This window comes from Sphingomonas piscis (assembly GCF_011300455.1).
Taxonomy (GTDB): Bacteria; Pseudomonadota; Alphaproteobacteria; order Sphingomonadales; family Sphingomonadaceae; genus Sphingomicrobium; species Sphingomicrobium piscis.
In genome coordinates this window covers 2,042,697-2,053,216 of record NZ_CP049869.1, presented here as the reverse complement: position 1 = coordinate 2,053,216, position 10,520 = coordinate 2,042,697, and the positions used below count along the sequence as shown (strand labels likewise).

Annotated in this window: 14 protein-coding genes and 1 pseudogene; 4 read left to right on the top strand and 11 right to left on the bottom strand. The window is 63.9% G+C overall.

Annotation, left to right across the window (positions count from 1 at the left end):
• The first annotated feature begins 53 nt into the window (after positions 1–53).
• Positions 54–230: a hypothetical protein gene (locus G7077_RS10375; protein WP_166411637.1), complete on the top strand. Its 177-nt coding sequence runs from the start codon at positions 54–56 to the stop codon at positions 228–230.
• Positions 231–257: 27 nt separating this feature from the next.
• On the opposite strand, the gene G7077_RS10370 is transcribed toward G7077_RS10375, so the two are convergent.
• The 3 genes from G7077_RS10370 to G7077_RS10360 form a co-directional block, all read right to left on the bottom strand.
• Positions 258–908, bottom strand: a complete 651-nt coding sequence (locus G7077_RS10370) for a sigma-70 family RNA polymerase sigma factor (protein WP_166411636.1) — start codon at positions 906–908, stop codon at positions 258–260.
• A gap of 71 nt (positions 909–979) precedes the next feature.
• The gene (locus G7077_RS10365) at positions 980–1,117 is read right to left on the bottom strand and encodes a hypothetical protein (protein WP_166409930.1); all 138 of its coding nucleotides are present in this window, start codon (positions 1,115–1,117) and stop codon (positions 980–982) included.
• Positions 1,118–1,177: 60 nt separating this feature from the next.
• Positions 1,178–1,978, bottom strand: a complete 801-nt coding sequence (locus G7077_RS10360; protein ID WP_166411635.1) for a response regulator — start codon at positions 1,976–1,978, stop codon at positions 1,178–1,180.
• 48 nt (positions 1,979–2,026) lie between these two features.
• On the opposite strand from G7077_RS10360, the gene G7077_RS13915 reads away from it, so the two are divergent.
• The 3 genes from G7077_RS13915 (at position 2,027) to G7077_RS14210 (ending at position 4,054) form a co-directional block, all read left to right on the top strand.
• Positions 2,027–2,233, top strand: a complete 207-nt coding sequence (locus tag G7077_RS13915) for a hypothetical protein (RefSeq protein ID WP_206367625.1) — start codon at positions 2,027–2,029, stop codon at positions 2,231–2,233.
• Positions 2,234–2,307: 74 nt separating this feature from the next.
• Positions 2,308–2,493, top strand: coding sequence for a NepR family anti-sigma factor (locus G7077_RS10355; protein WP_166411634.1), 186 nt, complete (start codon positions 2,308–2,310; stop codon positions 2,491–2,493).
• Positions 2,494–2,521: 28 nt separating this feature from the next.
• On the top strand, positions 2,522–4,054 hold the full coding sequence (locus G7077_RS14210; protein ID WP_246167148.1) for a sensor histidine kinase: 1,533 nt from the start codon (positions 2,522–2,524) through the stop codon (positions 4,052–4,054).
• Between the two features lie 220 nt (positions 4,055–4,274).
• Here the strand turns inward: G7077_RS14210 and tatC are convergent.
• From tatC to argS, 8 genes and pseudogenes are all read right to left on the bottom strand, one after another.
• A pseudogene (tatC, locus tag G7077_RS14205) lies at positions 4,275–5,012 on the bottom strand (twin-arginine translocase subunit TatC); the annotation flags it as partial.
• Complete coding sequence (tatB, locus tag G7077_RS10345) at positions 5,009–5,377, bottom strand: Sec-independent protein translocase protein TatB (RefSeq protein ID WP_166411632.1); 369 nt, start codon at positions 5,375–5,377, stop codon at positions 5,009–5,011. The pseudogene tatC and the gene tatB, both read right to left, overlap by 4 nt.
• Positions 5,378–5,389: 12 nt before the next feature.
• Positions 5,390–5,644 carry a twin-arginine translocase TatA/TatE family subunit gene (locus tag G7077_RS10340; protein WP_166411631.1) on the bottom strand — a complete coding sequence of 85 codons (255 nt, stop codon included), beginning with the start codon at positions 5,642–5,644 and terminating at the stop codon, positions 5,390–5,392.
• A gap of 32 nt (positions 5,645–5,676) precedes the next feature.
• Positions 5,677–6,255: an SMC-Scp complex subunit ScpB gene (gene scpB, locus G7077_RS10335; RefSeq protein ID WP_166411630.1), complete on the bottom strand. Its 579-nt coding sequence runs from the start codon at positions 6,253–6,255 to the stop codon at positions 5,677–5,679.
• Entirely contained in the window at positions 6,255–7,010 is a 756-nt protein-coding gene (locus G7077_RS10330) for a segregation and condensation protein A (RefSeq protein ID WP_166411629.1), read from the bottom strand. Before G7077_RS10330 ends, scpB begins: the two co-directional genes overlap by 1 nt.
• A gap of 34 nt (positions 7,011–7,044) precedes the next feature.
• Complete coding sequence (gene nagZ / locus G7077_RS10325) at positions 7,045–8,052, bottom strand: beta-N-acetylhexosaminidase (RefSeq protein ID WP_166411628.1); 1,008 nt, start codon at positions 8,050–8,052, stop codon at positions 7,045–7,047.
• Between the two features lie 4 nt (positions 8,053–8,056).
• The gene (locus tag G7077_RS10320; RefSeq protein WP_166411627.1) at positions 8,057–8,701 is read right to left on the bottom strand and encodes an SPOR domain-containing protein; all 645 of its coding nucleotides are present in this window, start codon (positions 8,699–8,701) and stop codon (positions 8,057–8,059) included.
• Positions 8,702–8,720: 19 nt separating this feature from the next.
• Positions 8,721–10,478 carry an arginine--tRNA ligase gene (gene argS, locus G7077_RS10315; RefSeq protein WP_166411626.1) on the bottom strand — a complete coding sequence of 586 codons (1,758 nt, stop codon included), beginning with the start codon at positions 10,476–10,478 and terminating at the stop codon, positions 8,721–8,723.
• Positions 10,479–10,520: the final 42 nt, after the last annotated feature.

Below are 10,520 nucleotides of genomic sequence, written 5' to 3'. Positions count from 1 at the left end.
TAAAACGCCTTTTGCGGGAAACTTCCACGCGGTTTCGGTCGTTGGCCCCCGAAATGAAGTCGGATCGTCATCTCACGGCGGCGGAAGTCAACATGGATCGCAAAATCATCCGGGTCGACATCCCACCGTCGCATGCGGGCATAACCGCAGCTCTTCGTCGCGCCTTCGAGGCTGCGGCGGCGGAACAGACTGATCGTGATTTCGACGAATTACTGCGCAAACTGAACTAAGCGTCACTTGCTTGACGGGCAGGGCGATCAGAACTCGCCGTGCTCGCCGCTAAGTTCGTCCACCTCGTTCATGATGGTCTGAAGCGCCGACTTGTCCGGGTCCTGCTTGTGCTGGCGGCGTGAAGGCAGCTTGCCGCTCGACAGCAGGTTTTCCAGTGCAACGCGACCGCGGGCCACGCGGCTCTTGATGGTGCCCACGGCACAACCGCAGATCTCCGCCGCTTCTTCATAGGCGAAGCCGCCAGCGCCGACGAGGATCAGCGCTTCGCGTTGGGGCTGCGGCAGGTGCAACAAGGCACGCTGCATGTCACCGAGTTCGATGTGGCGGTCCTGACTTGCCGGCGCGGCAAGGATCTTGGACGCCGTGACATCGTCCCACTCGCCCTTGAAGCGCGCGCGCCGCATCTGGCTGAGGAACAGGTTGCGAAGGATGATGAAGGTCCAGGCCCTCATGTTGGTGCCGGCCTGGAACCGCTTGCGCGCGGCCCACGCCTTCAGCAACGTCTCCTGCACGAGGTCGTCGGCCAGGTCGCGGCTGCCGGACAGCGACCGCCCGAACGCGCGCAAGTGCGGGATGACGCTTGCCAGCTGTTCCTTGAATTCCGGATCCGACAGTGGAACCGGCTCATGCGGAACTTCCAAAACTTCCTGGCTGTCGTCGGCCAACGCGTTCCCCACCCTAGATTCTTGCCGCAAGGACGCGCGGCGTATGGTCGATCATCGACCCGAGATGTAACAAGACGTAGTGCTCAACCGGCCGCGAACAAGATGATGGCGAACAGCACCACGATGAGCACAAGTCCGATGCTCAGCACATAACGGGTCATGTGCGGGGTCGAGCCGGCCCGCGCCTCGGTCGTCGTTACATGTTCCTGCTGATCATTCATTTCCATCTCGTTCCAAATTTCAAGGGGAACGCGCCTCTGCGCAGCCTTGTTCCGTCGGCATTAAGCCGCGGGAACCGTGGCCGCGTCGAAGAAGAGGGCCTGGGCGATCGCGGCTTTTACCGTCGAGCGCTGGAACGGCTTGGTGATCAAAAAGGTCGGCTCCGGACGAGTGCCGGTCAGCAGGCGCTCGGGGAATGCCGTGATGAAGATCACGGGGACCGAGAATTCCGCCAGGATGTCCTTCACCGCGTCGATCCCGCTTGAGTCGTCCGCAAGTTGAATGTCGGCGAGGACCAGTCCCGGCGGATGCTGGCGCGCTTGCGACACCGCTTCGTCGCGGGTGACCGCAACGCCGGTGACGTTGTGGCCGAGGTCTCGAACGATGGTTTCGATATCCATCGCGATGATCGGCTCATCCTCGATGATCAGCACGTCGGCATGGGTCTGCCGTTCGATCTCGCTCAGCGCTTCTGCGACGAGAGACTCGACGTCCGACGGGCTGGCGCCGATCAGATAGGAAGCGTCCTCCGACGAAAAGCCTTCAAGCGCAGTCAGCAACAAGGCCTGGCGCGAGAGCGGGGTGATCCGGGACAGGCGCGCCTGGGCAATCCCTTCAGCGCCCGAATATTCACGCTGCGGCTCCTCGCCTTCCTCGATGTTGGCGGTCGACCAGATCGCATGAAATGTGCGGTACAGGCCGAGCCGCGGATCGACATCGCGCGGAAACTCGTCGGGGCTTGCAACGATGGCTTCCAAGGTAGCGCGCACAAAGGCGTCGCCATGCGCCTGGCTGCCTGTCAACGCACGGGCATAACGGCGAAGGAAGGGCAAATGGGGGGCGAGTTCCTGGCCAAGGGACATAAGTGATGGCTCTCCCGTATGAATGACTTTGGACCCCTTTGGGGGCCGTTGAACTTCGTTGCAACCCTGGAAGGATTTGCGCGCTATCGTAGCGCGGATCGCCGCCCCCAGAAGAATCAACCGACGCTGGAACAAAGGACGAGCCATTTGGTTTCCATGGCGCTGAAGACTTTCCGGCAGCCGCTGGCGTGCCGGCAAAAGGCGTATCAGCCTGATGCAATGTGGGCGCGGGGAATCATTCAGACCGTTGCGTGACGTGGAATCATCAGTAAGAGCGCGCACACCCGCGCAAGGGGGACGAGAGGTTGAGTGGTAGGCGGCAGGACAAGTTGCATCAAGCGGATCGAAAGGAAGCGTCCTCCGGCGACGACGGCGCTTCGAACAAAAAAAGCGATGCAAAGGATCGGCGCAAACCGCCGGCCGAGGTCAGCCGCGCGCTGCGCAGCGTCTATGACGACACCTTGCGCGAAGACGTTCCTGACGACTTCATGGACCTGCTCGGAAAGCTTAGCTGACCGTCGCGGCCTCGGCGGGGCCGGATAAATGAGCTTTCGCCGCTGGTTCGCCTCTTTTCCGACGGCCGCCAAACTTCTCCTGATCCTAACGGCCGCGATCGTACCCGTGGCAATTCTTCTCATCTTTTTCGCCAATGGCGAGATCGTGGAGGCGAACCGGGCTCTTCGCGGACGCACGGACGACCAAGCCCGCGCGGCGGTTCGCGAGATGGAAAGCCTGGTCGCGCGCAACGTCCTGGCGCTTCGAATCGGCGCGAACGCCGCTTACTCGGGCGGGCTGGCGGGCAGCTGCGACCGCGCGCAACGGGCGCTCAGCATCGCGCCGGGCGTCGCCAAGAATTTCGAACTGGACGACGTCAACGGCAAGCCGATCTGCACCGTTGGCGAAAGCGCAATCACCGCCGGGCTGCCGCTGGTGGCGCCGGGTGCAGTCGTTCTGCGCCTGGCACCGGATCGGGACGCGCTGGTGCTGCGGGTCGGCGTGAATGGCGGAATGGCGACCGGCACGATATCCCTCAACGAACTAAGAGAGATTGCCGAGGCCGGAACCGCTGACCTCGATTCGCTCATACTGTCGGACGGCTATCGACGGCTCACCATTTTCGACCGCCCCGACCCCCCTTCCGATGACCGAGTTCCGGTTCTGCTGAATCACGACATCGGCAACGGCCAGATCGCCGCCCGCGCCTCAGCCGCCATGCCGCGGATATCGACGCTCGATCGGCTGCTTCTCCTCATGCCGCTTCTGATGTGGGTGCTGGCGGCCCTGATCACTTGGCTGCTGGTCACCCGTTTGCTCATCCGCCCGCTCAAGCACCTTCAGCGCGGCGTCGCCGCTTACACGCCCGGCGAGCCGGTCGAACTCCCACGAAAACTCGGCCCCGCGACGGAAATCCGCGAGCTTCGGGATGCCTTTCGGAGGGCCTTCAGCCGGGTGGAGGAATCCGAGCAGGAAATGGTCCTTGCGCTTGACGGCCAGCGCCGCCTGGTTCGCGAGGTCCATCACCGGGTGAAGAATAATCTTCAGGTCGTCGCGTCCCTGCTCAACATCCACAGCCGCAGCGCGCCTACGCCCGAGGCGCAACATGCCTATGCCGCCATCGCCCGTCGCGTCGGGGCACTCTCGATCGTCCACCGCAACCATTTTGCGGAAATGGAGGAGAATCGCGGGATCGCGCTCCGGCCGCTCCTTACCGAGCTAGCCGCGGAACTTCGGGCCGGTGCGCCCGAGGGCGCCCGAGGCTTCATGATCGAACTTGAGCTGGAGGCGATGCATTCGACCCAGGACGTGGCGGTCTCCGTCGCCTTCCTGATCACGGAAATCGTCGAGTTCGCCATGCTAAACCGGCCGAGCGCCGAAGTGGATGTGACGCTGCGGCGAACGAGCGAACTCACCGCCCGCCTGTCGGTGGGAAGTCCTGTTCTCAACCCTGACGAGACTGATCAGCCGGGCAAGGTTCAGTTCGAACGGATCGTTTCTGGCCTCGCCAAACAGCTCCGCTCGCCCCTTGATCGGCGCCTCGGACGCTACTCGGTGGACCTGCCCGTATTCCCGAACTGAGCCGCCCAAAAATAATTTCGAAAATCTTTTGGGCGGTGGAACCCATCTGAAAAATCGGGCGTTGAGCAGTTCGGATAGTGACCTTTTGCCCCCCCGCTCTCGCTATCCGCTTAAATGGGCCCGGAACCGCCAACCCTCCCCCCCCCGGTGGCGCTTCCGGGCCCTCAACATTTTCAGCATCCTGAACTGATTGAGAGCCAGAGGCGGCCGAGGCCGCGCGGCGGCTTGCGCGCCAGTGGGTGAGGCGAATGGCGACGATGGCGAATTCGTACAGCAGGTAGAGCGGCACCAGCAGCATCAGCATGGAAACCACATCCGGCGGAGTCAAAACCGCAGATACTCCGGCGGCGCCGACGATTGCGTAACGCCGAGAAGCGGCGAGCTGCTCACGCGTGACAATTCCGGCGCGTTCCAGGACCATCAGCAGGACTGGGAGCAAGAATGCCACGCCAAAGCCGAACAGGAACCGCGTGCAGAAATTGAGATAGTTGCCGACGCCCGGCAGAGCTTCCTGTGTCACTCCACCGACGTTGCCCTGATAGCCGAGCAGGAAGTGCAAGGCCCAGGGAACGGTCAGGAAGTATGCAAAGCTCACGCCGCCCGCGAAAAAGAAGGGCGTCATCAGCAGGAATGGCAAAAACGCCTTCTTCTCCTTGGCGTAGAGGCCCGGCGCGACGAACCGCCAGATTTGCGTCGCAAGCACCGGGAAGCTGATCATCAGTGCGGCGAAAAAAGCGACCTTCACTTCGACGAAGAAGGCTTCGAAGATGTCGGTGTAGATGAGCTTGCCCTGTCCGGCCTTGAGCAAGGGCTGCACCAGCACCGCAAAAATCGGCTTTGCGAAGTAAAGGCAGACGAAGAAAGCGATCAGCAACGTCGCCACACACCAAAGCAAGCGCCGACGCAGCTCGATCAGATGATCGAGCAACGGCGCCTTGGAATCATCGATGTCCTTCATGGCAGTTCGCGCTGCTCTGGCGGAAGGTGACGCTGATCGGGCGTCGCATCCTCCGTTTGCGGCTCCGTCAAACCCCCTTCGGCTGCGGGCGGCGGTAGATCTTGGCCAGTTACGACCGGAGCCTCAAGGGCGGGAAATTCGCGCATGATACGCTCATTTTCCTCGCGCCAGCGGCGCTCCATCTCCTCAAGCTCCGCCTCGCGAATGACATTCTCGATCCCCGAGGTGAAGTGGCGGGCGTAGCCCCGCACCTGTCCGACCCATCGACCAACGGTCATCAGGACCCGAGGCAGTTCCTTGGGCCCGATGAACAGCAGAGCGAGCACTGCCACGACGAGCAGCTCTGAAGAATCGATGCCGAACACGGCTGTCCGATCTTAGCGCCGATCGTCCTCGCGCGCCGTCGAGGTCGTGTCGGTCTGGCGCGGGGTCACGTCGATCGGATCCTGCGACCTCGGAAGGGGGCGGCTCTCATGCCGCTCTACCGGCTTGTCGTCATCAGCCATGCCCTGCTTGAAGCTCTTGAGGCCCTTTGCCACGTCGCCCATCATGGCCGAGAAGCGGTTGCCGCCGAACAGAAGCAGCACGATCACCGCGAAGATCAGGATATGCCAAAGGCTGAAACCGCCCATGTGAGTCTCTCCGAGAAGGGTTGGAGTGCCTCTTAGTCCTCCTTGTCGCCGCTTTCCAGTTGCAGTTGTCCAAGGGAGCCGTTCATCGCCTCGTCCAGCGGATCGAGGAGACCCGCCGCCTTGAGGTCGTCGATGCCAGGCAGGTCGCGCCGCGATTGCAGGCCGAAGTGGCTGAGGAACTCTCCGGTCGTGGCATAAAGCAACGGCCGTCCCGGCGCCTCGCGGCGGCCGGCCGGCCGGACCCAGCCTGAGTCCATCAGAACGTCGAGCGTGCCCTTGGAGATCTGGACACCCCGGATCGCCTCGATCTCGGCGCGGCTGACAGGCTCGTGATAGGCGATGATGGCTAGGGTCTCCGTCGCCGCCCGCGAGAGTCGGCGCGGCTCCTCGCGAGTACGGCGAAGCAGGTGCGCGAGGTCGGGCGCCGTCTGGAAATGCCAGCGTCCGCCACGCTCGACCAACTCTATGCCATGCCCTTCGTAGAGCGCCTGCAAGGCAGTCAGCGCTTCATCCACATCGCCATCGCCCGAATGCTCGCCGATCTCCTGAACGGTGAGGGGAACAGCGGAAGCAAACAGGGTGGCTTCGACCGCACGGGCGAATTCATCCATCAGGCGGCTCTCAACTCGATCGGTGCGAACGGCTCCTTCTGCGCAATCTCCAGCCTTCCGCGCCGAGCGAGTTCCAGCGCCGCGACGAAGCTGGACGCCAGCGCCGACTTACGGAACTGCGGGTCAAGCGTCGGCGGTAGGAAGGTCTCAAGCCTGGTCCATTCGACCGCGCTGCCAATCATCCGTGCCACGCGCTCGATTGCTTCTTCCAATGTCAGCACGGCGCGGGCGTGGACCACGTGCAGCGCAGGCTGCGTCCGCGCCCTGACGAAACCATAGGCCGCAAACAGGTCGAAATCGCGGACTTGCCAGGCGGACTTGCGGACCAGCCGCAAACCTTCAGGCGCCCCGCGCGTGAACACGTCGCGACCGATCCGATCCCGGCCCATCAGGCGCGCCCCCGCTTCGCGCATCGCGTCCAGCCGCTGGAGCCGGAGCTGAAGCCGAAGCGCGACCTCCTCGGGACTTGGGTCCTGCTCGGGATCCTTCGGCAGAAGCAGGCAGCTTTTGAGGTAAGCAAGCCAGGCCGCCATCACCAGATAGTCGGCGGCGATCTCCAGCTTGAGCGCCCGTGCCTCGGCAAGATAGCCGAGATATTGCTCAACCAGCTGCAGGATGGAGATTTGCGCAAGGTCGACCTTTTGCGCCCGAGCCAAATTGAGCAGCAGGTCGAGCGGCCCTTCCCAGCCGTCGAGGCTGAGGTTCAGTTCCTCATTGTGCCGGAGCGGCAGCTCACCCGACGATTCGTCCCCCATGTCGGGAGACTAGCGCCCCGGAACTGAGGCGCAATCAGGCAAGGGCCAGCAGGGTATCGCGCTTGGCAACGGCTGCCGCGAAGTCGTCGCCGCGCTCGTCTGCCACCACGGTAGCCATGGCCCGCGCAAGGCGTGCCTCACCCTCCACGCTCATCGGCGGTACGAGCTCGGCCACTTCGCGCATTTCCTCAATCTTCCCCGAGCAGTGAAGTGCCACGTCGCAGCCGGCGAGGACCACTGCTCGAGCGCGTTCGCCGGCCGTTCCGCTCAGCGCCTCCATGTTGACGTCGTCGCTCATCAGCCAGCCGTCAAACCCGATGCGCTCGCGGATGATGCCCTGGATTACCGTCGGCGAGATGCTGGACGGGCGCTCGGCGTCCCACGCGGTGTAAACTACGTGGGCCACCATCCCCATGGGGGCATGGCGCAGTCGCTCGAATGGCTCAACGTCGGTCTCCAGCTCATCGGCGGACGCCGTGACGACCGGCAATTCCACATGGCTGTCGGCCATCGCCCGGCCGTGGCCGGGGATATGCTTGATGACGCCGACGACGCCTGCCGACGCCATGCCGTCAAGTGTCGCGCGTCCAAGGGCCGCAACCTGCATCGGTTCGCTGCCCAGCGCGCGGTCGCCGATGATGTCGTGCGCGCCCTCCTGCCGGACGTCGAGCAAAGGCAGGCAGTTGACGTTGATCCCCGCCTCCTTGAGCATCAAGGCAATTGCCCTTGCATTCGCGCGCACCGCCTCGATCGCGGACGACGGGGCCAGCCGGTAAAGCCGGGCAAACGCCTCGCCAGTTGGGAAGAGGGGCCAAGCCGGCGCCTTCATGCGGGCGACTCGCCCGCCCTCCTGGTCGATAAGGAGCGGAACGTCGTCGCGACCGGTAAGGTCGCGCAGGGAGTCGGTCAGTGCGCGCAGCTGCTGCGGGCTTTCGCAATTGCGCGCGAAGAGGATGAAGCCGGCGGGCTGCACCTTGGCGAACAGCGTCCGTTCCTCCGGTGTCAGCACGAATCCGGAAAGGCCGTAGATTGCCGCCTGCATGCCGCTACCGCGCAATGAAGCAGTTTTCGCCGCCGGCGCGGACGGCGTCGCAGGCCTGCTTCGCGGATGCGCCCGAAGCGCGGAGGCGAACGCCGCCGGAAAATGGCACGATCATCTTGTTGAGCGCCGCCACAGACGGGAAACGTGCAGACAGAGCAGCCCAGGCACGTTCGGCCTGGCCGCTATTCTTGAAGGCGCCGAGCTGGATGACGGCACCCCCGCTGGGCGTTGCAGGTTCCGGCGCAAGCTCGGGAACCGCCGCCGGCACCTCTTCTTCCTGCGCCTTGGGCTGAGGCGCGGGCGGCGCCGCCCCATTCGGGCCGGCTAGCTGGGCGTCATGGTCCTCCCCAGCGCTTGTCTGGAACGCCGTTTCACTTTCACCGGCGACGTCCAGCCCGCCCGGGTCCGTAGGCTTGACCTTGTAAGGGCCGGGTTCGGCGGCGATCAGTTCCGGCTCGCCGGTCCCGATGTCGGAGGAGCCGGTGCGGCCGATCAGAAAGAAGCTTCCGGCGATCAGCGCCGCGCCGACGATGACGATTGCAACCCAGGCCAGCATCTTGCTCGCCGAGATGCCGGACGGCGCATCCTCATCCTCCACCGGCTGAAGCCAGGGAAGCTGCTCGTCATAGGAAGGGTGGCGGTCGGTCATCCCAGTCTCTCAACGCCGGTCAGCGCAATTCCTCTGCGGCCTCGACGCCCATGATGTCGAGCCCGCTCCTGATGATCTGCCCGATCCCGAGCGCCAGTTCCAGCCGCGCCCGAGAAAGCTGTGGATTGTCCTCCAGCAGGAAGCGGCGGGCAGGATCGTCGTTGCCGCGGTTCCACAACGCGTGGAACTCGGCAGCCAAATCGTAGAGGAAGAAGGCGATCCGGTGCGGCTCGTGCGCCAGCGCGGCACTCTCGACGGTGCGCGGATATTGCGCCGCCTTTTTCACTAGGCCGAGTTCCGCCTCGTCTAGCAGATCGAGGTCCGCCGCCTCTGAAAGGTCGATCCCGGCGTCCACCGCCTTGCGCTTCAGTGATGAGATGCGGGCGTGGGCATATTGAACGTAGAAGACGGGATTGTCCTTCGACGCCTCAACCACCTTGGCGAAGTCGAAATCCAGCATCGTGTCGGCGCGCTTGGTCAGCATCATGAAGCGGACCACGTCCTTGCCCACCTCGTTCACCACGTCGGCCAGGGTCACGAAGCTGCCGGATCGCTTGGACATCTTCACCGGTTCGCCGGCGCGGAACAGGCGCACCATCTGGACCAGCTTAACGTCGAGATCGACACGGCCGTCGGTGAGCGCCTTCACTGCGGCCTGCACGCGCTTCACGGTTCCGGCGTGATCCGCACCCCAGATGTTGACGAGGTGGTCGGCGTTCTCCGCCTTCTGCAGGTGGTACGCCGCGTCGGCCCCGAAGTAGGTCCAGCTGCCGTCCGACTTCTTCATCGGGCGATCCTGGTCGTCGCCGAACTGGCTCGATCGGAACAGGGTCAATTCGACCGGCTCCCATTCGTCATGTTCGTCGAGGCTCTTGGGCCGCTCCAACTCGCCTTCGTAGACCAAGCCCTTCGAGCGCAAATTGTCCATCGCGGCATCGACCGCTCCGGACGCCTGCAACTCGGCTTCCGAAGCGAATTTGTCGTGCTGGATCCCGAGCAGGCCGAGGTCGTGGCGGATCAGGTCCATCATCGCTGCCGAAGCCCGCTGTTTGAACAGTTGCAGCCATTCGCTTTCGGGTGCCGACACATAGCGGTCGCCATACTCGCTGGCGAGCAAGGTCCCAATCGGGATCAGATAGTCGCCCGGATACATGCCTTCAGGGATGTCGCCGATCTCTTCCCCGAGCGCCTCGCGGTAGCGCAGGTGTACCGAGCGGGCGAGCGTGTCGACCTGACCCCCGGCATCGTTGACGTAATATTCCTTGGTGACGCGGAAGCCCGCCGCCCTGAGCAGGCGAGCAAGGCTGTCGCCGACAACCGCGCCGCGGCAGTGACCCATGTGCATCGGCCCGGTCGGATTGGCGGACACATATTCGACGTTGACCCGCTCGTCCTTGCCCACGCTCGACAAACCGTATCGGCCACCTCGGGACAGGATGGCGCGCAGCTCCTCACGCCATGCGCCCGACTCAAGCCGGAGGTTGATGAACCCAGGTCCCGCAATATCCACGGCAAGGATCCGTGGCAGCGCCTGCAGCTTTGGCCTGAGCAACTCCGCCAGAGCACGCGGGTTAGTCCCGGCGGGCTTTGCAAGCACCATTGCAGCGTTGGTCGCGAGATCGCCATGGGCTGAGTCCCGCGGCGGCTCGACCGCCACGTTGCGGCGATCGAGGCCGGCGGGAAGCCCGCCCTCGTCAACGAGTTGGTCGAGCGCACCGTCGAGGAGCGCTGAATAATGTGCGAAGATGGTCGGGTTGCTGTCTTGAGGCTGGGTCACGGGCCGCCCTCTAGCCCAGCTTCGACGGGACGTCACCAAATC